The sequence below is a fragment of the Bacillus sp. PK5-006 genome (genome assembly GCF_054161415.1).
On the sequence record NZ_CP096414.1, the window covers coordinates 2013930 to 2037895 of the forward strand.

The window sequence follows — 23966 nt, forward strand, 5'->3', positions numbered from 1 at the left end:
AAAGCGCTCTGATTAGAGCGCTTTTTTTATATCACATCACCCGTTTAAACATCTTCTCCATTTCATAAGTGGAGTGATGAATGATGATCGGCCGGCCGTGCGGACAGGTAAATGGGTCCTTCGTTTGCCGAAGTTCATCTAATAAGGCTTTGATTTCATCATGACGCAAATGACGATTTGCTTTGATTGAGCCTTTACAGCTCATCATAATCGCCGCTTCTTCTCTTAGTTTCTTAATATCAACACGTTTTTCATCAAGCACTTGCTCTATAATCTCTTCGATCAATTCAGCCTCTTCACCTTTTGGAAACCACTGCGGATGCGACCGAACGATGTAGCTACCTGAACCAAAGGGCTCTAAGAAGACCCCCACTTTCGCGAGAATATCCTTATGCTCTTCAATGATCAGCATATCGTTTTTAGAGTAGTGAAATGTTAAGGGGACGAGCATTTCTTGCACTTCCTGTTCGATCTCTCCTACCTTCTCACGATAATACTCATACTTGATTCGCTCTTGAGCCGCATGCTGGTCGATGATATAAAGCCCTCGTTCATTTTGAGCCAAAATATATGTGCCATGCATTTGCCCAATTGGATACATCACAGGGACGCGTTCGTTTTCAGGAATCGTTTCTGTCACATCTTCATGCAGTACCGTCTCTTCATATTCAAGTGAAGCGGCGGATTCCTCTAAATGAACACGCTCAGATGAGGCTTCTTCATAAAATACTGGTGATGATGCTTCTGCCTTCTCTTGTTTAGGCATTCCGTATGCATCGGTATGACTTGTCTCGTATACGACCGACTCGTGCGGCTCCGGCTGATAGGTTAGCGGTGTTTCCGCTGGGCTTGCGTTCCTTTGTTTCGCATCAAAGGTTAAGGATTGCTGCTCATTTTTCACAGCTGGCATTGGTGCTTTTTTTGGTACTGAAGCACTTGGAATGAGCTGTTGCTTTTGAAATACTTCCTTAATTCCTTGTTTAATCAGATCATGAAGTTCCTGTTCTTTACTTAGCCTCACTTCTAGCTTCGATGGATGAACGTTCACGTCCACTAGAATGGGATCCATCTTCATCTCAATGAATGTAATTGGATGACGGCCAATCGGAAGCAGCGTGTGATACCCTTCATGGATCGCTTTCACGAGCGGAAAATGTTTGACATATCGGCCGTTTACAACAGAAGACATATAATTCCGTGATGCCCTCGTCACTTCTGGTAAGGAAATATATCCTTTCACTTCAAAATCAAGTGATTGTACGTGAAGCGGCAGCATTTTTTTAGCCACAGCTGTCCCGTAAATAGCCGCAAGTACGTGACGCACATCTCCGTTTCCATTCGTCTGTAGCAGGACTTTCCCTTGATGACGCAAACGGATCGATACTTCGGGATGAGCTAGCGCAATTCGATTGACAACATCCGATATATTGCCAAGTTCCGTATGAACGGTTTTCATGTATTTTAGGCGGGCTGGCGTATTGTAAAATAAATTGGTGACCACAATCTCAGTGCCGCGGCGGCCAGAGGTTTTTTTCTCTGAAATAATCTTCCCGCCTTGCAAAGCTAAGTGTGTCCCAGCTCCTTCGCCAGTACTTGTTTTCATTTCTAGGTGAGAGACGGATGCAATACTTGGCAGCGCCTCTCCTCTGAATCCGAGCGTTCTAACACGAAACAGATCATTTTCATCTTTGATTTTACTCGTTGCATGGCGCTGGAAGGCGAGCTTACAATCTTCAGCATCGATTCCAACACCATTATCAATAATCCTGATAGAAGAAAGACCTGCTTCTTCTACATCAATTTCAATGACTGTACTTTTTGCATCGATCGCATTTTCCACAAGCTCCTTTACAACAGAAGCCGGACGCTCGACCACTTCACCTGCAGCAATTTTATTGGATAGGTCATCGGATAACTGAATAATCTTTGCCATTTCTGCTCACCTCACCTTACATTATAATTTCTTTTGCAATTCATACAGCTTTGTCATTGCTTCAAGCGGCGTCATATCCATTAGGTTGTAAGACTTTAATTCGTCGATGACCGCTTGATCCTTCTGTTTTAGCGCAGCTTTCGGCTGCGGTTTTTCTTCTACTTCAAAGAAAGAAAGCTGCTGTTTTTCTACAGTCTTTTCTGCTTTTGGTGCTGTAGATACGGTTGGGGTCACGTCATGTGATCCGCTCTCAAGCTCCGTTAAAATAGTCTGGGCTCTATTAATGATGGCATCAGGCAATTCAGCAAGCTGCGCTACATGAATACCATAGCTTTTATCAGCTGCACCTTCTTTGATTTGATGTAAGAAAACGACAGTGCCTTCATGCTCTTCAGCTCGCACATGAACATTTTTCAGCTCGCTTAATTGGGATTCAAGGACAGTGAGCTCATGGTAATGTGTAGAAAATAGGGTTTTGGCCCCAATATGATCATGAACAAATTCAATGATCGCCTGCGCAAGAGCCATTCCATCATAGGTGCTTGTCCCGCGTCCAATTTCATCAAATAAAATCAAGCTGTTTTTCGTAGCATGCACCATCGCATTTTTTGCTTCGAGCATCTCTACCATAAAAGTACTTTGACCAGAAATCAAATCATCTGCTGCACCAATACGTGTAAAGATTTGATCGAAGATTGGAAGCGTCGCCTTTGACGCAGGAACGAAGCAGCCAATCTGCGCAAGAATCGAGATGAGCGCCATTTGTCTCATATACGTACTTTTCCCTGACATATTCGGTCCAGTGATGAGTAAGGTTTGTCTGCCTTTTCCCATATGGCAGTCATTCGGTACATATTCCTGGTGATCCAGCACTTTTTCAACGACAGGGTGACGGCCATCTTTGACATCCACGTCATCCTCTGAGAATTCCGGCCGGATATAACGGCGCTTTTCACTGACAGTCGCAAAGCATTGAAGCGCATCAAGCTCGCTCATTTGTTTTGCAAGCAGCTGTAATCTAGGAATATAGCCTTTTACTTGCTCTCTGAGAGCTGTAAATAGTTCATATTCCAATTCGTTAATATTTGATTCTGCTTCAAGAATCAGTGCTTCTTTTTCTTTTAATTCAGGTGTGATATACCGCTCTGCATTGGCAAGCGTTTGTTTTCTTTCGTAACGTCCTTCCTCCAGCAGATGTGTATTTGCGCGTGTCACTTCAATATAATAACCAAACACTTTATTAAACCCGACTTTTAAGGAGCGAATGCCGGTATATTCTCTTTCCTGCTGTTCAAGCCGTGCAATCCAGTCCTTTCCGTTTCGGCTGGCATCACGGTATTCATCTAATTTTGCATTGTAGCCATCTTTAATCAGATTGCCTTCTTTTATTGTCATCGGCGGATTTTCATGAAGTGCATCTTCTAATAAATCAAGGAGGTCACCACAAGGATCAATCTCATTCGCTCTTGATTTCGCCATTTCCTCTGGTAATGAATGAACGAGTTGTTTAATATCCGGTACTTGTTTTAAGGATTCTTTGAGCTGGATGAGATCACGGGCATTCACGTTGCCAAATGCCACGCGGCCCGCTAAACGCTCAAGATCATATACTTGCTTTAATCGTTCGCGCAGATCCTCTCGCTCAAAGAAATGATCCATTAGGATTTGCACCATTTCCTGACGCTCATTAATTTGCGAAAGGCGAATGAGCGGCCGGTCAATCCATTGCTTGAGCAGTCTGCCGCCCATCGCTGTTTTTGTTTCATCTAACAGCCATAATAAAGAGCCTTTTTTGCTTTTTGAACGAATCGTTTCTGTTAATTCAAGGTTTCGTTTTGAGTAAAGATCGATTTTCATCGTTTGTTCAAGTTCAAACACTTGAACTTTCTGAAGATGATCCAAACTTCTTTTTTGCGTTCTTCTTAAATAGGCATATAGTGTTAAAAATGACGTTTTTAACTTTTCGTCTAGATGGGAAACGAGCCGTTCAGCTTCATCTAATAATTGATCACTATCTTCGTATGAAATGGTCGCTTGGCAGCGTTCTTTAAGGGTTTTGATTGTTTCCTCATCCAGCTGCTTTGACACCACAATTTCTTTTGCACCGACAGAATAAATTTCTGATACGACTTCATCTAATCGATCGATGAAAGCCGCCATGTTTTCACCTGTAGATAAATCAGACAGCGCAAGACCGTACCCATTTTGAAAGCTGGTAACAGACGCAATAAAGTTGTTCTCGTTTTCACTTAAACCTTTACCATCCATGACGGTTCCTGGTGTAATCAGTTGAACGACTTCCCTTTTGACTACACCTTTTGCCGTTTTAGGGTCTTCCACCTGCTCACAAATGGCGACCTTGTAGCCTTTTGAAATCAACTGTTCTATGTATGCAGAAGCAGAATGATAAGGAACGCCGCACATTGGAATTGTGCCGCCGTCTCTGCTTGTTAACGTAATTTCTAGTTCTTGCGCCGCTTCCTTTGCATCATCAAAAAACATCTCATAAAAATCGCCTAGGCGAAAAAATAAAAAGGCATCTTGATAATCTGCCTTGATCTTTAAATATTGCTGTATCATGGGCGTATAACTTGCCATATTTCTAATCCCTCACTATATTACTTTCGAATTCATACCATCTCTAATTATAGCATAAAAAATCACCTTTTTTCTCCTAGATCAGGCACAAAAAAACTAGGGGGATATGCGCCCTAGTCATTCCTTACTCTTCTGTCTCACCTGCTAGGAATTCTGGATGAATATCCTCTAACTCCTCATCCACTTCTTCTTCCCACTCGTGATCATCTTTTTCTTTCCAGCTTGAATCGACCTCTACGACAATTTTTGTTTCACCGACTACCTCAGCAATGAATTCACGCTCTGCCTGAACGATAATTTTATTGCCATTTGGAGAAATGGTCACTTCTAAGCAATTGGGCTGCTGCAATACTTTCGCAATTACTTCGTGCTCATCATCAAGGAAATTTTTATCTTTATATCTCAGTTTAATGATGTCTACATACTTCACACGCTCTGTGACGACTTCTGTTTTCGTGTTGTCGGCGTAAGAGTACCATACGTTAATATCAAATGTTCCTTCGATCTCAACGGTTTTACCGACCTTTTCAGCATCATACTTATGATTAATGATCCAACCACCTAGGATGCTGGTTGGTTTTTGCGATGGAGAAATGGTGTGTGTGCTTTGGGTGAATTTCCTCCCTTTTGCAACCACCGCTTTTGTAATAATTTCTCTGTATTCAGACATTCCGGCATGCCTCCTTGTTCTTGATCGTTTTATCTTATGCTGGGCATTCGTCTAGTGTGTCACGATTTTGAACTTCATGTTCAATTAAATTCATTTCTGTTTCAGTGTATGCATGGTCGCCCATAAACTTGCCTTGAAAATTGGAAAAGTTGGAGAGTGAGAGATTGGGGTTGACTGAAATGGTGTCATTTGATGTAATAAAGATAGTAGCCCTTCTTTATATAAGGAGGAGATATTATGAAACAATTTAATATTATAATAAACATTTTTGGATTAAGCATTGAGCTTCAGTTCAAATCTTTTAATCTGTAGAATCAATTCATTTTTAGTTGATAACACTTCAATATAATATTTATTTTTTACGAAATATAAGGGCTACTGCATCAACATTTTGTTGTTGATGCAGTAGCAAAATACAAATAACATATATTCTATATAATAAAAACCCCGCATCTGCGGGGTTTTCTCATTTAATGGAGCAACTTGGTGATGAGTTTTTTACTTTTGAACCGGTTTCTCCTAATAAGAGATCACCGCCGGTTGAAAGAATGATTTCATCTGTTACTTGATTCGAAATCGTGTGCGCTACAAGTTGAAGCAGGGAATTGACTTCCATTTGTGATTCTTTGAATTCTTGAATCACTGGGATGTCATCCAGTTCTTCTTGCAGGGCATCGATTTTTTCTTCGACTTGTTTTAAGGCTTCATGTTTGCCGTAATGCTTTAAGTTCACAGCTTGTTTTTGAAGCGCCTTAATTTGATTAATAATCGTTGAAATTTTTGTATTTTCATTGATTTGCGCTTCTGCTTTTTTGAAGAAATCAACTTCTTCCGTTTCAGAAATCATTTTAGCGAGCTCTCTTGCACGCTCGACAATTTCTTTCTTTGAATAAAGTGTCATTTTAATTCACCTCGATAGCTTCTCCAACCATTTCTCCGTCAAGAGACCAAGTTTTGGCTTGTGTGATTTTCACTTTGACGATGTTGCCAATCGCTTCTTTTGGTGCTTTAAAATTCACAAGCTTGCTTTTACTTGTATATCCGGCTAGGATCTCAGGGTTGTTTTTACTTTCACCCTCTACTAATACTTCGACAATCTGCCCTTCATATTCCTTCATTTTTTTCGCAGAAATTTCATTCACAAGTGCATTTAGGCGCTGCAGACGTTCTTTTTTCACACGCATTGGCACGTTGTCTTTCATTTTCGCTGCCGGCGTTCCTTCTCTTGGAGAATAAATGAATGTATAAGCAGCATCAAACTCAACCTCGCGATAAAGCGAAAGTGTTTCTTCAAACTGCTCATCTGTTTCATTTGGGAACCCAACAATAATGTCCGTTGTTAATGAAGCATTCGGCATAGCTTCTTTGATTTTGCGCACAAGATCAAGGTAACGCTCACGGTCATATTTTCTCGCCATAAGTTTCAGCACAGAAGAACTTCCGGATTGAACTGGCAGGTGAATATGATCGAGAAGGTTTCCGCCCTTGGCAAGCACTTCAATTAAGTGATCATCAAAATCACGCGGGTGACTTGTTGTAAAACGGATACGCGGAATATCAATTTTTCGCAGCTCATCCATCAGGTGGCCAAGACCATATTCCATATCTTCAAAATCTTTTCCATATGCATTCACGTTTTGACCAAGAAGGGTAATTTCCTTATATCCTTCTGCCGCTAAACGTCTGACCTCTTGAATAATTTCATCTGGGCGGCGGCTTCTTTCCTTGCCGCGCGTGTAAGGCACGATACAGTATGTACAGAATTTATCACAGCCGTACATAATGTTCACCCAGCCCTTGATTTTACCTTGACGGGCTCTTGGAAGGTTCTCAATCACGTCGCCTTCTTTTGACCAAACCTCAATGACCATTTCTTTTGAAAGGTAGCATTCAGATAACAGCTCTGGCAGGCGGTGAATGTTGTGCGTGCCAAAAATCAAGTCAACAAATGGGTGTTTCTTCAAAATACGGTTCACGACAGATTCTTCTTGTGACATACATCCGCAGACACCTAAAATTAAATCTGGCTTTTCACGCTTTAATGCTTTTAAATGACCAAGCTCTCCAAACACTTTATTTTCTGCATTCTCACGAATAGCACAAGTGTTTAATAAGATGACATTTGCATCTTCCGTTGAGTTTGTTGGTTCATAGCCAAGCGCCATAAAAATACCAGCCATCACTTCTGTGTCATGCTCATTCATTTGACAGCCATATGTGCGAATATAAAACTTGCGGCCGTTTCCTAACCCTTGAAACTGCTCGTCAATTTGAAATTGATTGTATTCGACTTCTTCTTTACCCCGTTTTTTTGCATCTTTTAAGGAAGGCGGAATGTACACAGCTTCAAAATATTTGCTGTAGTCCTTCTCGGATTTTTTGTCCGATGAACTTACTTGTCCGCTCGCTTTTCTCTGCTCTTCATTCATGAATTTGTACTCCTTTCAAACCAAGTTCCACCCTACAGTATAGACTATTTTGTGATGAATTGAAAATAAATCATATACGGTTCTTCTATGAAAATTGCCTATTAGTCATAACCATTTTTCACAAAAAGAAAAAAGAGAGCCTGCGCTCTCTCAATCAAGTATGTTTAGTTTTTTTGCTTCTTCTTCAATGATTGTCAGTGCCCGGTCTAGTTCTTCTTTTGTGTGCTCAGCTGTGATGATGGCTCTAATTCTTGCCTTGCCTTTTGCTACAGTTGGGAAGGCGATGCCTTGGGCAAACACGCCTCGTTCTATTAATGCCTTTGAGAAACGAAAAGTAAGTGCTTCGTCTCCAATCATGATTGGGATAATCGGTGTCTCTGTTGGGGCGACTTGAAATCCTAGGCTGATGACCTTTTCTTTAAAATAAGCGGCGTTCTCCCAAAGTGTATCGATTCGTTCCGGTTCATCTAACAGCACTTCAATCGCTTCTTCACACGCTCTAGTCACAGCTGGCGGATGAGAGGTGCTGAATAAAAACGGTCTTGCTTTATGCTTTAAATAATCAATTAAAACCGCTGAACCAGCCACATAGCCGCCGAGCACTCCGACAGCCTTACTAAGTGTCCCGACCTGAATGTGCACTCTGCCGTCGAGTTTAAAATGGTTGACCGTCCCGCGGCCATTCTCACCAAGCACGCCCGAGGCGTGCGCATCGTCTACCATTACAAATGCATCATATGCTTCTGCGAGCCTGACGATCTCAGGAAGTGGCGCGATATCTCCATCCATCGAGAATACACCGTCTGTAACGATGAGGCGGACGCGGTAATTCATTGATTTTTTCAAAATCTTCTCCAGCTCTTCCATATTGGAATGACCGTATACCTTTTTATCTGCTTTTGTTAATCGGATGCCATCAATAATTGATGCATGATTCAGTTCATCCGAAATGACAATATCATCTTTTGTCAAGATACTGGATAAGACCCCTTGATTGGTCGTAAAGCCTGATTGGAACACAAGTGCTGCTTCTGTCTTTTTAAATGAAGCAAGCTTTTTTTCAAGACGTTCATGCATCGTCATTGTGCCGGCGATGGTACGTACAGATCCTGTACCCGCACCGAATTCATCGATTGCCTCTTTTGCTGCTTTCATCAGCCTTGGGTGTGAGGTGAGGCCTAAGTAGTTATTTGAGGAGAGTTGTATGACAGATTGTTCATTTAATGTCACAGTGGATGATTGTTTTGAGTCGATCTCTTTCAAAGTTTGGTGGGTGCCTTGCTGCTTCATTGTGTCCAATTCATCTTGTAAATACGTGAATTCTTTCATCATTTCTTCCCCCTTTGATATGATGGCATCATCAGTACGACTTTCCCGCACGTACCGCTTTGCATAAGTTCAAATCCCTTTTCGAACTCTTCAAATGGCAGTGTATGAGTGACAACCGGCTTTACATCAATGGTATTCGTTCTTAATAGCTCAGATACTTGACGCCACGTCTCAAACATTTTTCTCCCCGTGATCCCTTGCACGGTTAATCCCCTAAAAACAATTTGATTCGTAATATCAATTGTTACTGGCCGTTCTGGCAAGCTTAGTATATTGACTTTCCCCCCATTTGCACAAGCTTCGAGTGCTTGATTAATGGCAGCTGGATGACCTGACATCTCACACATCACATCTGCCCCTTCCATCCGCGTGAGCTGCTTAATTATCGCGACTGGATCACCCTTTCCAATATCCACGATATGATCTGCACCCATTTTTCGGGCAAGATCGAGCCTGTATTCATTTTTATCAACAGCGAACACTTGAACAGCCCCGGAGGCTTTTGCGACAGCGATTGCCATTAAACCGATTGGTCCGCAGCCAAAAATCGCCACTGATTTACCTGATACAGGTGTGTGCAGTACAGTATGGACTGCATTTCCTAGCGGCTCTTGGATAGAGGCAAGCTCAACCGGCATTTGAGCTGGATTATGCCACACATTTTGTTCAGGTACTTTGACATATTCAGCAAAACAGCCATCAATGTCTACCCCTAAAATTTTCGTTTCACTGCACAAATGCTGCTGCCCTGTTAAGCACATATAACATTGATTACATACAACATGCGTCTCAGCCGATACAAAGTCCCCTACCTTTGCTCGTGAGACCTGCTTCCCCACTTTAACAACTTCCCCTGTAAATTCATGTCCAAAAATGTAAGGCGCTTTGACTCTTCCCTTAGCCCAGTCATCCCAATTATAAATATGCACGTCTGTTCCGCATATCGAAGTGGCTTTCACTTGGATTAAAACTTCATGATCTCTGATTTCTGGAATCGGCATCTCCATCATCACCGCTCCGTAAGCGCTTTCTTTTTTAACAATTGCTTTCATCGTTCCACACATGACGTACAACCCCTTTGTTAAAAAACTTCTCCCAATCAGATTTTAACACGACTTATTTTAGCCGTAAATACCACTGTCCACCAGAAAAAGACAAATGAACACCCCACATATTTTTTTGGATATTTTCCTAAAAAAAAAGCAAATCTCCTTTCGATCGGAGATTTGCTTTCATCATCAGCGTTTCTTTGAAACGGCAACATATAGTGCTGGCACAATGAATAATGTCAGTATTGTTGAGAAAAACACACCTGATACAATACAGATGGCCAGCGGCTTAAAGAGTGGATCATGACTTAATGCAACAGGCATTAGTGCAACAAGTGCCGTAAATGCTGTTAAGAGAATCGGTCTAATCCTTGCTCTTCCTGCTTCAATGACAGCTGTCTGTTGATCAAACCCTTGCTTGCGCCGCTGTTCAATAAATTCGAATAGGACGACCGCATTTCGAACGACAATACCAGCCAATGAGACAATCCCCATTGTTGCCATAAAGCTGAATGGTGTTTGTGTGACAAACAGTCCGATAATGGCTCCTGATACGGCTAAGTAAACCGTTCCTAGAACTAACAGCGGAAGCATTAAGGAATTGAACTGGAAAGCGATGGTCACGTAAATGAGCAGCAAGACTACTGCAAATAAGAGACTAATTTCAATAAAGAACTGGGTCTGATTTTCATTTTCTCCACCCTGTGAAATGGTCAAATCCTTCGCTGCAGCGCTTTTCCCCACTTGATTGACGACTTCTTTCATATCGTCTTTAAACGAATCTGATGCGCCGGGATACGCCTTCAGCGTAATGGTCGGAACTCCATTCTCATGTGGAATGCTTTCGTACTGCTCTGTTTCTTTTTCTTTTACATATCGGCTAAGCGGCTCAAGTTGAGGCATACCGTCCTCATTTGTCTTCACAGGCACTTTCATTTCCTTTAGCTTTAAACCATTTTGATGTGTGCCTATATCCTGTTTCACCACTAAATCGATATCATTCGTTCCTTGTTGAAAGGTACCTAATGGCATCCCTTCTGTCACAAGACCAAGCTGTCTGCTGACAAACTGAGCACTGAGCCCATCCTCTGCCATCCGCTCACGGTTTAATTCAAAAGAGATCGTTTTCACCGGCTGATTGACATCATCCGTAATCAAGCTTGCTCCTTTGTCTTTCATTTCATTTGTCAGCGTTTCTTTGACATCAATGAGCTTTGAAAAAGAGTCACCCGCAACCGTTACTGTCACTGGCGCTCCAGTTGGCGGTCCTTGTACAATGGTTTTCATAAAGATTTCAGCCTCTTTGAATGTCTCTCGCAAAGGCTCGGTCATACGATCTATTAATGCCTTACTTGTCATCTGATCATTGTCTACTCTCACGACAACCTGACCCGTGTGGTCACTTGCATTTGAAATACTTTCATTAAACAGGTTCGGCACACCGCCGCCTGCAAAAATCGCCGTTTCTTCAATGCCTTTTTGCTGTTTGATCTCTTGTTCTATTTTCTTTAATGTTTCATTTGTTTTGTCTAAAGTTGTTTCACTTGGAAGCGTGACAGTGACGACCACTTCTTTCTTATTCGCCGCAGGGAAAAATTCAAATGGTGTGACGAAAATAAGTAAAAAAGCAAGTGTTGCAACGAGCAAACCACTTAGTCCAATAACGAGCGGCCGCTTCACAATGTTTGTCAGCACACGGTCTGCATAGAAATCAGCCAGCCTTTTTAATGGTTTCCCTAGGAATCCCGGCTCTTTTTGACTGTTTTTGTTCTTTCTTTTCCGGTTCACAGTATATTGATAGACCGGTACAAGTGTCAGAGAAATCACCATGGACGCAAGCACAGTCGTCACTAGAACAGACGGTAATGCCCGAATAAATGAACCGTTTGCACCTGATAGGAATACAAGCGGCAGGAAGGCAAACACAACAGCTAGTGTTGATGTCAAAATGGACCCTGCGACTTCTTTCACCCCTGCAATTGTTCCTTTAAGCGGACTTTCGTATTTTTTCATTTGTCTTAAAATATTATCATTGACGACAATGGCATCATCGACAAGTATCCCTAAAGCAATGATAAAGCCGATGATCGAAATTTGATTGAGGTCCACTTGTAAAAATGGCAGCGGAATCGTTCCAATTGTAATGGATAGCGGAATGGCGAGTGAAACGATAAACGCCCCGCCAATCGTGAGTCCAAGTGTGGTAACAATTATGACAGCAATGACAGCAACAATGGCTTCTTTTATTAAATCATTGAAAATGGTATCCACTTCACTTTTTTGTGAATAGTAGTCTACCCACTCCACCCCATTTGGCAGCTGCTTTTCTTTCTCAATGACATCACTGACTTTGTCATACATTTTAGGAATATCAAGCCCTTGTTTAATATTCACAGTAAATGAATAAGCGGGCTTTCCGTTATACGACACAATATCACTTTTCTGTTTTTCTACTTCTTTTAAACTGCCAAGCTGACTAATTGTGACCGGCTCTCTTTTTGTTTTTGAGAAAAGCTCAATTTGTTTAACTTGATCTAAGCGGTCATATGTATCGATGGACAGCTTCACCTTCTCTTTGCCTGCCCGAATATCGCCTAGTGGAGATGTGTCAAATTCCTGATTGATGGCATTTGTGACATCAGTTACATTGAGCCCTTCACCCTCGAGCTTGTTTGAATCTAAGTTTAATATTGCTTGTTTGTCATTGAAGCCTTTGATAATGACACTGTCTACCCCTTTGATGTCCTCTACTTTTTCCTTCAATGCACGCAGCGATTGCTGACTTTTTGCTAAGTCCGATGATTCACTTGACACAATCATATAAGAGCCAACCGGCACGCTGCCGAATTCATCCTTTACTTCCGGCTCCATCACCCCGTCAGGAAAAGACGACGCAGCACTTGTGGTTTCATTCTTAATTTGACTTGCCACCTTTTGAAAGTCGGCTTGGTCCTCAATTTCAAGCACAATATTTGAGAAACCAATGGCAGAAACCGAGCTCGTTTTCTCTATACCATTGATATCTGATAGGGCTGATTCCAGTTTATTGGTGACATCTCTTTCCACCTGTTTTGCATCTGCACCAGGAAAAACGGTAGAAATCGTGACGAGATTCGCCTCGAATTCTGGAAGTTCTCGTTTAGGAAGCTGCGCGAATAAATAGCCGCCAGCAATGAGAACGATAAAAAATAAAATAAAAACAAGCTTTCCTCTTTTCAAAAAAGCTTCAAACATTATTTCACCTACTTAAATATTTATTTTTGATGAAGTAAATTCAACTTAATCTTAATTTATCATCACGGTGAAAAAATGCAAGCTCTAATATGTCATTTTATCTATTTCACAAACTGAATATGTTATATAAGAAATGTATAGCGGTAAACAAAAACAACCTGCTTACATGATGTAAGCAGGTTGAAAATAATAAAATTAGAATTATCGTGGTTCAACAATCAATTTGATGGCTGTTCTTTCTTCTCCATCGATCAGAATGTCAGTAAAGGCTGGAATGCATATCAAATCCACTCCGCTTGGCGCGACAAATCCCCTTGCAATGGCGACAGCCTTAACCGCCTGATTCAGTGCTCCAGCGCCGATTGCTTGTATTTCCGCTGCACCGCGTTCACGTAAAACGCCGGCTAATGCTCCTGCTACTGAATTCGGATTTGACTTTGCTGAAACTTTTAAAATTTCCATTTCTGCTCCCCCTTAAATTTACAATGGATAAGTGAGTGTTCATTAGAACAATCTTTGTTAGATGATGCTATTTTTTTGAAAATCCATCCCCAAAATGTTTTTCAAAAATAGCAGGCTACCTACCATTTTTACTATATTCACGATAGAGGGCGCATATTCCTTCTTTCTGATTAATATTTTTCTGAAATAAATATGTGAACATTTATTCAAAGAAAATATGGTCATCATTTATCAAAATTCGATCAATTTTGACAGCTTTTTTCGACTGTTCGTCAATTTCTACGATTACTGCACTTAACGTCGTGCGGCCTTCTGCAATTTCAAACCGGACTGGGAGACTTGTTTTGAATCGTTTAATGATCGTTTCTCGGTCAACACCTAAAATGCCATCATAAGGCCCTGTCATCCCGACATCTGAAATATACGCAGTTCCTTTTGGCAATACGCGGTTATCTGCTGTTTGAACATGTGTATGCGTGCCAACAACACATGATGCACGGCCGTCTGTATACCAGCCCATCGCCTGTTTTTCGCTTGTGGCTTCACCATGAAAATCAATAAAAATAAACGGTGTCCGTTTGGATGCTTCCGCAATTAATTCATCTACTTTTTGAAATGGGCAGTCAATTGGCGGTAAAAACGTACGTCCTTGCAGGTTGATGACCGCCAATTCTTTTCCTTGTTTTTTAATAAACGTGAGACCTTTTCCAGGTGTGCCTTCTGGGAAGTTAGCTGGACGGACCATATTAGCTGCATCATCGATGAAATCGAAAATGTCTCTTTTATCCCATGTATGGTTGCCCATTGTGAGCACATCAGCTCCTGCTTGCAGCAGCTCATGATAGATTTTTTCAGTTAGACCTTTCCCGTGAGCAGCATTTTCTCCGTTGACAATGGTAAAGTGCGGCTGATATTTTTTCTTTAGCTTTGGCAAATATTCTTTCAGTGTGTCTCTGCCAGGTGAACCGACAATATCTCCAACAAATAAAATTTTCATGCGCTTTTGAACCCTTTCTCTTTTAAATTGATCTTCTTATCAGTGTTGCATATTTACACAAAAAAATAAAGCGGCGCTAAGCGCACCGCTCTATTTTGCATACTCTACTGCGCGAGTTTCTCGAATGACTGTCACTTTAATGTGACCAGGGTAATCGAGCTCGTCCTCAATTCGCTTACGAATATCCCTTGCTAGACGGTGAGCTTCAAGATCATTAATTGAATCTGGCTTCACCATAATACGTACTTCACGTCCAGCCTGTATCGCAAACGATTTTTCAACACCTTCATAAGATTCAGAGATATCTTCTAATTTCTCAAGTCTCCGAATGTAATTTTCAAGCGTCTCACTTCTTGCACCAGGGCGTGCTGCAGATAATGCATCAGCTGCCGCAACAAGAACAGCGATAATAGATGTCGGTTCTTGGTCACCGTGGTGAGAGGCAATACTGTTGATGACAACAGGATGCTCTTTATATTTCGTCGCAAGCTCAACGCCAATTTCTACGTGGCTTCCTTCTACTTCGTGATCAATGGCTTTTCCAATGTCATGCAGAAGACCTGCTCGTTTTGCAAGCTTTGCATCTTCTCCAAGCTCTGAAGCCATGAGACCTGCAAGATGTGCAACCTCAATTGAATGCTTCAGGACATTTTGTCCATAACTTGTACGGAATTTTAAGCGGCCGAGAATTTTGATCAGATCCGGATGCAGACCGTGAACTCCGACTTCGAATGTCGTTTGCTCACCCATCTCGCGGATATAATCATCGACTTCACGGCGTGATTTTTCCACCATTTCTTCAATTCGTGCAGGATGAATGCGGCCATCCTGGACTAGCTTGTCCAGAGCTATCCTCGCTGTTTCACGTCTAATCGGATCAAAGCCCGATAGTATAACAGCTTCAGGTGTATCATCTATGATCAAGTCAATACCTGTTAACGTTTCTAACGTACGGATATTTCGTCCTTCACGTCCGATAATACGACCTTTCATCTCATCATTTGGAAGATTGACTACAGATACCGTTGTTTCAGCCACATGATCAGCTGCACAACGCTGTAACGCAAGTGAAAGAATATTTTTCGCCTTTTTGTCAGCCTCTTCTTTCGCTCGGTTTTCAGATTCTTTCGTCATGACTGCAATGTCGTGGGAAAGCTCATTTTCAACTTGATCCAGAATGATTTGTTTCGCTTCATCTCGAGTTAGACTTGAAATACGTTCCAACTCGGCTTTCTGCAAACGAATCATATCATCCACTTTGCTTTCCATCTCTTCAATATGTTGTTGTCGTTCATTCAGAGAATGATCTCTCTTCTCCAACAGGGACTCCCGTTTATCTAAAGATTCGTCTTTGCGATCAAGATTTTCCTCTTTTTGAAGTAAACGGTTTTCTTGTCTTTGAAGCTCATTTCGTCTTTCACGAACTTCTTGCTCCGCCTCTACACGAAACGAATGAATTTCATCTTTCGCTTCCAAGAGCGCTTCTTTCTTCAATGCTTCCGCATCACGCTTTGCATCCTCAACAATTTGTTCGGCCATGTTTCTTGCGCCGGATATTTTTGCTTCTGCAATGGTTTTACGAACAAAGTAGCCAACAACTAAACAGATTAGGCTCAGCAAAATGGAGATGATCGTAAACATCGTAGGCGACATATTTTCACCTCCTCTTGCTATGAACTTGGTTTTACAAATAAAGTGTCGGCATGTACATTGTTTTGTGTCTCAACATACAGGGCCTTCACAGGGAATGAGATCCTCACTGCCCTTGTCAAGTTTAAATTAGTTATCAATCATGTTAAGAAAAACAAGTGATACATTCCCATTGTAATTGTGTCGGAAATACTTGTCAAGCTAGCCATCTTAGCGTTTGCAAAAGCAGATCAGAATTATTCTTGATTCAGCAGCTGATATACTTTATTGTTCACTTGGCCCAGTTTAGTGTTATTTTGTATATTTGAGAACAAAACAACGATGGTTTGTCCAGATTTGCTAAAGCTGTTCAAAATGTTAAAGCCCGGCACGACACCATGGCTTGAATAGCTACCGGGAGCAACATAAAATCCCATTCCGTATGTGGAACTGCTTCCTGGCGTAAACATTTTTTTATAGCTCTTCTGCGAATACAGTTTGCCGTCTATCAGGGCTTGGTCAAATTTGTACATATCTATAGCACTCATATAAATATCTCCAGCACCGTAAAGCTGAGATAGATCGGGCATATACGGTGTAACCGCTTTGCTGCCTTTCAGCTTATACCCGACAGCAGGATAAGGTTCTTTTTCATATGTTTTGTAAAAGCCTGCATGCGTCATCCCCGCCGGTTTAAAAATATGATTCTTTATATATTGTTCATAGGACTCACCGCTCACTTCAGCAACAATATAAGCAAGAACAGAATAGTTTGAATCCTTGTAGCCCCATACACCCGGCTGACGATTAATTCCCTGACGTTCTATGTCTTTTATTAATTCGTCCGGAGTAATTACGGCGTTTCCTTCAATATGTCCGTTTATTCCCGATGTATGTGTCAGCAGATTTTTCAAAGTAATCGCTTGTCCGTTAGGGAAATGAGGTAAATACGTGCTTACCGAATCACTTGTCTGAAGTTTCCCCTTTTCCTCAAGCTGCAAAATAGCGGTTGCAATCAGCGCTTTTTGTGACGAACCGACATAAAAAGATGTCAAAGGATTATTTCGAACTTTTTGTTTACGGTCTGCATAACCAAAACCTTTATTTGTTACGATTTCTCCATTTCTAACAATCATGGCTGTTCCGCTGAAACCGATCCCATTTAAATAACTGCTGATTTTGTGATTACGGTCCACTGTTTTGATTTGTTTCTCTGATATTTTAGCGGTTTTCCTTTTAACTTCTTTATTCTGGCTGTTTTCTAAAGCTACTGCAGTTTTTTGAAACGGGTTCTTCTCTTCACTATTTCGATGAAGCACATTCCACATCGTTAAGCAAATCATCGCTGCTAAAAAAACAAGCACAAGTTTTCCCCTCTGACTTGGTTGTTTCCGGCTGTGTTTTGCATTTCTTCTGCGGGTCGGGCTTGTCATTAGTTTTTCCTCCCAAAATAAATGCCATTTTGTACACTTTAGACGGATGAAATACTGAAAAAGTTGTCGAAAGTTTTTTGCAAAATAAAAAAGGCTGAGTTTTTTCACCCAGCCTTTTTTATCATTTCATACTGATTTAATTTTTATTCTAATTCTAATTGTTCTAGCGCCTCTTCAGATTCCTGTTGCACTGTTCCGTTATTATCCAAACCGTAATGTTCGCGAATTTGCTCCTGGATCATCAGCATGATATCTTTATTTTCTTTTAGGAACTGTTTCGCATTTTCACGGCCTTGTCCAAGACGTTCCTCTTGGTAAGAATACCAAGCACCGCTCTTTTGTACGATATCTAGCTCGCTTCCAAGGTCGATGATTTCTCCCTCTTTTGAGATCCCTTCACCGTACATAATGTCTACTTCGGCAATACGGAATGGCGGTGCTACTTTGTTTTTGACCACTTTAATTCTCGTTTTATTCCCCATAATGTCATTGCCTTGTTTCAGCTGTTCAGCACGGCGCACTTCTAAACGAACAGACGAATAGAACTTCAGCGCACGTCCACCTGGCGTTGTTTCAGGGTTACCGAACATGACCCCAACTTTTTCACGAATTTGGTTAATAAAGATGGCAATTGTTTTTGATTTATTGATAGCACCTGATAGTTTACGAAGTGCTTGGGACATCAAACGTGCTTGAAGACCAACATGTGAATCACCCATATCTCCTTCAATCTCTGCTTTTGGTACAAGAGCAGCTACAGAGTCAATAACAACAATATCAACTGCCCCGCTGCGGACAAGAGCTTCTGCAATTTCAAGTGCTTGCTCTCCTGTATCCGGCTGAGAAAGTAACAGTTCATCAATGTTGACACCTAGTTTTTGAGCGTAAACTGGATCGAGTGCATGCTCTGCATCAATAAATGCAGCTTGTCCTCCCTGCTGCTGAACTTCAGCAATGGCATGAAGGGCTACTGTCGTTTTACCAGAACTCTCTGGACCATATACTTCGATAATACGGCCTCGGGGATATCCGCCTATTCCAAGCGCAGTATCAAGTGCTAACGAACCACTAGGTACTGTTGAAATACGTGTATCTGTTTGCTCTCCTAGTTTCATAATAGAGCCTTTACCAAACTGTTTTTCTATTTGTTTAAGAGCCATATCTAAGGCTGCTTGACGATCACTCATTCTATTGTTTCCTCCTTTATCAATTCCACTATCTATACTATACCTTGTTTTACGTCATTTGCCAAGAAAAAAACGAACACATATTCGATTTTTTTCTTGGCAGATTTCTTAAGAAAAGAGTGTTTTCTATTAGAAAAAACGCTCTTTTATAAAGGAGTAAACCTAACAAAAAACAAAATTAACTCTCTTTTAATAAGTTGAGTAAGTGATGCAGACCATATTTCACAGCGCGCTTTCGAATGCCTGACCGGCTGCCTGTAAACATCCATTCAAACACGTCCGTCTGGTCTTTCGTAGATAGTCCAATGAACACTTTTCCAACAGGCTGACCCTCTTGGGTATCAGGTCCTGCTACACCCGTAAAGCTAATGCCAATATCACTTCCGGTCAGCTTTCTCACCCCTTCAGCAAGCTCTAAAGCACACTCTTTGCTGACAGCACCATGAGAAGACAATGTTTCTTCCCGGCAGCCAAGTACCTGCTGCTTGACTTGGTTTGTATAACAAACCACACTTCCGTTCAAAATGGATGATGCTCCTTCGAGATCTGTCAGCCATTCGGAGAACATTCCGCCAGTCAGGCTTTCTGCTGCTGCTACTGTTTTCCCGTGCTCGTGCAAAGCTTTGGACGCTTCGCGGACAAGTGATGTATCCCCATATCCGTAGAAGTACTCTCCTACCCGCGCTAAAATTTGCGCTTCTGTTTCTTTTAACAGACGCTCTGTTTCTTTTTCATCCTCATGCTTAGCAGTCAGCCTTAGCGTCACTTCACCGTCAGATGCGAGTGGTGCAATCGTCGGGTTGGTTTGAGCATCAATTAAATCTTCTAGGTCTGTTTCAAGCTGCGATTCACCGATTCCGAAGAAGCGCAGAACAACAGACACGATCTTTTCCTTTAAGCCAAGTTTCTCAGAAATCAGCGGCTTTGCCTCGTTTTTAAACATCGGGTGCAGTTCACTTGGCGGTCCAGGAAGAAGCATATAAAACGTATCGTCTTCTTGAACAAACATACCCGGGGCCATCCCGAAACGGTTCACGAGCACATCAGACCCTTCTAGAACGAGTGCCTGCTTACGGTTGTTCGGTGACATAACGCGTCCGGTCTTTAGAAAGTAGTCTTGAATCGATTCAAATGCTTCTTCATTTAGTACAAGCTCTTTGCCAAGCGTGCTCGCAATGGTTTCTTTTGTTAAGTCATCTTTGGTTGGTCCAAGACCACCTGAGAAGATAATAAAATTAGATCTTTCCTGCGCCACCTGAATGGCCTGTTTTAAACGCTCTGGATTGTCACCAACTGCTGTGTGGTAATAAACATTCACACCAATTTCAGCTAGTTGTTTGCTGATGAATTGTGCATTCGTATTCGTAATTTGCCCTAGCAATAGTTCGGAACCGACTGCAATAATTTCTGCTTTTCTCTCTGACTTCAAAGCGTACACGTCCTTTTTAGTTAGAATTCTTTAAAGCTTCCCAGTTTTTTGCAAAGTAATCCCAGCCTGAGACAACAGTGAAGAACACCGCTACCCACATCGCTAGATCACCAAACGGGAATGACACAAGTTCAAACGGCAGGTTATGCAGTAAAAGTGCAGAAATCGCAATGATCTGCGCCCATGTCTTCACCTTTCCAAGCATATTCGCTGCCACTACTTCACCGCCTCCGGCTAATACAAGCCTTAGACCTGTTACAGCAAATTCACGGCTGATGATCACAATCGCCATCCATGCCGGTGTGAGGTTGTATTGAACAAGTATAATTAAAGCAGCTGAAACAAGCAATTTATCTGCAAGCGGATCTAAAAATTTACCAAAGTTCGTCACTAAATTAAGCTTACGTGCGTAGTATCCATCAATCCAGTCAGTTGTTGAAGCAACAATAAACAGGATCGCTCCAACAAGGTGCGTCACTTCGATGCTGACGTCGCCAAAGCGCGCAACACCCCAATCTAGCGGTGCAAGCATAATAATCATAAAAACAGGGATCAAGGCGATCCTAGAAAGGGTTATTTTATTCGGTAAGTTAAACATGAAATCCAATCCTCCAATAATGCAATTTTATTATGTATATAATAGTAGGAACAAAAGAAAAGTCATCTACTTGCTTAAGATGACTTTTCCTTTCCTTTATTCACAATCACAATGTTTTGTGTCATGGTGTCCTTAGGGTCTAATTCGTACTTAAGTGTCTCGTCATTTACCTTGATATCTATTCCAGACGCATTGCCTAGACGGATATCGACCTGAGAAAGATCAGCCAGGTCTGTTTTAAACGATTCGCCATCTTTTAGTTCACCCATCTTCAGCACTTTTCCAGATTCGTCTCTTACGCGCAGCCATGAAGCTTGAGAGGCAGAAATTTTTAACTCCATTTCGTCTGCACCTGATACTTCATACGTTGTTGTCGAGCCTTCTGTATTCGTCGCCTTTAAAGATACAGTTTCATCGTCTTTTGATGAATCATCTTTTTTAGATGATTTTTCTTTATCATCTGACGAAGCTTTTTCTTTTTTCTTTTGATCTTTTGCAAGAGATGAATCCTTAGATACTTCATATTTAGATTCTGATTGCTGAGGGGCCGCCTGATTATTCTTCTGTCCGCTATCATGATTGACCGCCTGCACGATCACATAAATGATGGCGATGACCACAATGATGCCTCCAATAATTAAAATTGTCGGCAATAGTTCAAGCACTTTCGAGGCAGGCTTTGGCAGCTCTCTTTGCGGCTTAATATTCGATAATTTATCAGATACTTCATCGTTATACGTGCTTGGAACATCTTTACGAAATTCTTCGAACAATTGTTCAGGATTCAGTCCAACGGCTTCGGCATATTGTTTAATAAACGCTCTGACGTAAAATTTACCTGGAATAATATCATAGTTTCCTTGTTCGATTGCTAGCAAATAGCGCTTTTGGATCTTGGTCACCGTCTGAAGATCCTCCAGCGACATTCCTTTTTCCTCTCTGGCCTCAACGAGCCGTTTTCCCAATTCAGTCAAAACAAACACCTACCATTACCATATTAAAAATCGAAGCCAGAAAAACCAGAATGATCAAACACTTGTGGTTCTTCAGCGTGTTCATATGTAATCTCTTCGTCTGCGCTATTCCGCAATTCAATGATATAGTCGAAATCATCCATTGTATATTCTGAATTTTGAATAAAGATGTCTGGATGCTCGACCACCTTCGTTGCCGGCAGTCTCATAATTTCCCTTAAAAGCTGCAAATGCTTCTCAGAACCTCTTCTTGTCGATACAATCCCATCAATAATAAAGACGTTATCTGGGCTGTATTCATCTGCGATCAGCTGACTTCGGATCGTCTGTTTCAAAAGAGTTGATGATACAAACAGCCATCTCTTGCTTGCACAAACACTTGAAGCCACAATTGATTCTGTTTTTCCGACACGCGGCATTCCGCGAATCCCAATCAATTTATGTCCTTCTTTTTTAAAGAGTTCAGCCATAAAATCAACAAGAAGACCGAGCTCGTCTCTTTCAAAACGGAACGTCTTTTTGTCATCGGCATCACGCTGTATGTATCTTCCATGACGAACAGCTAAGCGGTCACGAAGCTTTGGCTGTCTTAATTTCGTTACTTTTATCGTTTCCATTGTATTTAAAATTGATTCAAGCCGCTTAATTTGATCTGTGTGGTCACAGCGTAAAAGCATTCCGCGTCTTGATACATCAACACCATTAATTGTCACAATATTAATTGAAAGCATCCCCATTAGAGAAGAAATGTCTCCTAAAAGTCCGGGACGGTTTACCTGTATCTCATATTCAAAATACCATTCGAGCTTTGCCAAATGATATTACCCCCTTCATTGTGGCAAATTTTTACCTTCCTTTATCATAAAGCATTTTCACATTTTTAGAAAGCACAATGTTGTGAAACGGTTAAAATAAAAAGAGAGGCACAAACGACCTCTCTTTTTGTTTAGTGCGAGCTATTATTTTCAACTAGCTTGACCATCATATTTGCAATGGCACGCTGCTCATCTTCTGATGCAACGCTCCAAAGGTCAGCAAGTACTCTTTCCTGCTCGTTCTTTGCCTCAACTTCGTTAGCTAGATATCCGCCAATTTCATACGCAAGGTTATTGATAGTCTCATCTTCTAAACCTTTATCCTGCGCATGATTTAAGCGATCACCTAAAAAGTTTTTCCAATGGTCCCAGTTCTCAAGTACAGACATGTCGATTCCTCCATTCGAAAAGATGAATTACAGCCATAGCTTTTGTCATGGAGAGACGAATTATACACGTTTTTTAACAGTACCAGCCGCCATTAACAGATAAAATTTGACCTGTGATATAACTTGACTGTTTTGACGCGAGAAACCAAATGACATCTGCAACCTCCTCAGGCGATGCAAGCCGGCCAAGCGGAATTTCTTCTTCCAGCATAGCGATGTCTTCCTGCGTAAAACGATTCATCATGTCTGTTTTGACAGCACCTGGCGAGACAGCATTTGCTCTAATTCCACTTGGAGCAAGCTCTTTTGCTAATCCTTTGATAAACGCATTTTGCGCACCTTTGACCATGCTGTACAGCACTTCACACGATGCTCCCGTTTCTCCCCATATCGAGCTGACCGCAATGATATGGCCTGCTTTCTTTCGAATCATGGCGGGTAAAAGGGATTGGGTAAGCTCATATGGGCTTGTGACATGAAGCTGCACCATACTGGCTAATACGTCTTTTTCTGTGTCTGTCACCAAGCCGACATGGCTTCTGCCGCTATTTAAAACAAGAATATCTGGACAGAGCGGCAGACGGCTGACAAGCTCTTCTGCTCCGCCCATTTTAGATAAATCGGCTTGAACGACGTGCGTTTGAATGGAATATGCCTCATCCAAATGAGCAGCGAGGCGCACAGCTGCCTGTTCATTTTTATGATAATGGAGCATCACATGGCAGCCTTCTTGGGCAAGCTTTTTCGCTGCTGCCTGCCCAATCCCGCCACTGGCACCTGTTATCAGCGCCCAACGACTCATCACATTGAT

General features: G+C 41.6%; 19 protein-coding genes. All 19 read right to left on the minus strand.

All coding sequences use genetic code 11. The features are described from left to right. Nucleotides 1-31 precede the first annotated feature (31 nt). Nucleotides 32-1933 carry a DNA mismatch repair endonuclease MutL gene (gene mutL, locus M1D84_RS10505; protein WP_087978924.1) on the minus strand — a complete coding sequence of 634 codons (1902 nt, stop codon included), beginning with the start codon at nucleotides 1931-1933 and terminating at the stop codon, nucleotides 32-34. 21 nt (nucleotides 1934-1954) lie between these two features. Beyond that, nucleotides 1955-4531 carry a DNA mismatch repair protein MutS gene (gene mutS / locus M1D84_RS10510; RefSeq protein ID WP_332284369.1) on the minus strand — a complete coding sequence of 859 codons (2577 nt, stop codon included), beginning with the start codon at nucleotides 4529-4531 and terminating at the stop codon, nucleotides 1955-1957. Nucleotides 4532-4655: 124 nt separating this feature from the next. After that, complete coding sequence (cotE, locus tag M1D84_RS10515) at nucleotides 4656-5201, minus strand: outer spore coat protein CotE (protein ID WP_024424105.1); 546 nt, start codon at nucleotides 5199-5201, stop codon at nucleotides 4656-4658. Between the two features lie 466 nt (nucleotides 5202-5667). Then, on the minus strand, nucleotides 5668-6102 hold the full coding sequence (locus M1D84_RS10520; RefSeq protein ID WP_008358013.1) for a RicAFT regulatory complex protein RicA family protein: 435 nt from the start codon (nucleotides 6100-6102) through the stop codon (nucleotides 5668-5670). 1 nt (nucleotide 6103) lies between these two features. Next, entirely contained in the window at nucleotides 6104-7630 is a 1527-nt protein-coding gene (miaB, locus tag M1D84_RS10525; protein WP_024427027.1) for a tRNA (N6-isopentenyl adenosine(37)-C2)-methylthiotransferase MiaB, read from the minus strand. A gap of 150 nt (nucleotides 7631-7780) precedes the next feature. Next, nucleotides 7781-8959, minus strand: coding sequence for a glycine C-acetyltransferase (locus M1D84_RS10530; RefSeq protein WP_257802848.1), 1179 nt, complete (start codon nucleotides 8957-8959; stop codon nucleotides 7781-7783). After that, nucleotides 8959-10023 (minus strand): L-threonine 3-dehydrogenase, encoded by a 1065-nt coding sequence (gene tdh / locus M1D84_RS10535; protein ID WP_332284371.1) that lies wholly within the window; start codon nucleotides 10021-10023, stop codon nucleotides 8959-8961. The genes M1D84_RS10530 and tdh overlap by 1 nt, the downstream gene beginning before the upstream one ends. Nucleotides 10024-10197: 174 nt before the next feature. Continuing rightward, entirely contained in the window at nucleotides 10198-13242 is a 3045-nt protein-coding gene (locus M1D84_RS10540; RefSeq protein ID WP_332284373.1) for an efflux RND transporter permease subunit, read from the minus strand. A 201-nt stretch (nucleotides 13243-13443) separates the two neighbouring features. Continuing rightward, nucleotides 13444-13704 carry a stage V sporulation protein SpoVS gene (gene spoVS, locus M1D84_RS10545; protein ID WP_003211281.1) on the minus strand — a complete coding sequence of 87 codons (261 nt, stop codon included), beginning with the start codon at nucleotides 13702-13704 and terminating at the stop codon, nucleotides 13444-13446. Between the two features lie 202 nt (nucleotides 13705-13906). Further along, the gene (locus M1D84_RS10550; RefSeq protein WP_024424109.1) at nucleotides 13907-14701 is read right to left on the minus strand and encodes a TIGR00282 family metallophosphoesterase; all 795 of its coding nucleotides are present in this window, start codon (nucleotides 14699-14701) and stop codon (nucleotides 13907-13909) included. A gap of 90 nt (nucleotides 14702-14791) precedes the next feature. Then, entirely contained in the window at nucleotides 14792-16354 is a 1563-nt protein-coding gene (gene rny / locus M1D84_RS10555; protein ID WP_003211958.1) for a ribonuclease Y, read from the minus strand. Between the two features lie 233 nt (nucleotides 16355-16587). Beyond that, nucleotides 16588-17763: a serine hydrolase domain-containing protein gene (locus tag M1D84_RS10560; protein WP_024424110.1), complete on the minus strand. Its 1176-nt coding sequence runs from the start codon at nucleotides 17761-17763 to the stop codon at nucleotides 16588-16590. A gap of 143 nt (nucleotides 17764-17906) precedes the next feature. Beyond that, nucleotides 17907-18950, minus strand: coding sequence for a recombinase RecA (gene recA / locus M1D84_RS10565; protein ID WP_024424111.1), 1044 nt, complete (start codon nucleotides 18948-18950; stop codon nucleotides 17907-17909). Nucleotides 18951-19128: 178 nt separating this feature from the next. Continuing rightward, nucleotides 19129-20379 (minus strand): competence/damage-inducible protein A, encoded by a 1251-nt coding sequence (locus M1D84_RS10570; RefSeq protein ID WP_185854409.1) that lies wholly within the window; start codon nucleotides 20377-20379, stop codon nucleotides 19129-19131. Between the two features lie 16 nt (nucleotides 20380-20395). Then, on the minus strand, nucleotides 20396-20977 hold the full coding sequence (gene pgsA, locus M1D84_RS10575; protein WP_008358030.1) for a CDP-diacylglycerol--glycerol-3-phosphate 3-phosphatidyltransferase: 582 nt from the start codon (nucleotides 20975-20977) through the stop codon (nucleotides 20396-20398). A 74-nt stretch (nucleotides 20978-21051) separates the two neighbouring features. Then, nucleotides 21052-21951: a helix-turn-helix domain-containing protein gene (locus M1D84_RS10580; protein WP_122631375.1), complete on the minus strand. Its 900-nt coding sequence runs from the start codon at nucleotides 21949-21951 to the stop codon at nucleotides 21052-21054. Between the two features lie 23 nt (nucleotides 21952-21974). Next, complete coding sequence (locus tag M1D84_RS10585; RefSeq protein ID WP_003211480.1) at nucleotides 21975-22766, minus strand: DUF3388 domain-containing protein; 792 nt, start codon at nucleotides 22764-22766, stop codon at nucleotides 21975-21977. A 131-nt stretch (nucleotides 22767-22897) separates the two neighbouring features. After that, nucleotides 22898-23155, minus strand: a complete 258-nt coding sequence (locus M1D84_RS10590) for a DUF3243 domain-containing protein (RefSeq protein ID WP_024424114.1) — start codon at nucleotides 23153-23155, stop codon at nucleotides 22898-22900. Between the two features lie 73 nt (nucleotides 23156-23228). Beyond that, the gene (ymfI, locus tag M1D84_RS10595; protein ID WP_024424115.1) at nucleotides 23229-23957 is read right to left on the minus strand and encodes an elongation factor P 5-aminopentanone reductase; all 729 of its coding nucleotides are present in this window, start codon (nucleotides 23955-23957) and stop codon (nucleotides 23229-23231) included. Nucleotides 23958-23966: the final 9 nt, after the last annotated feature.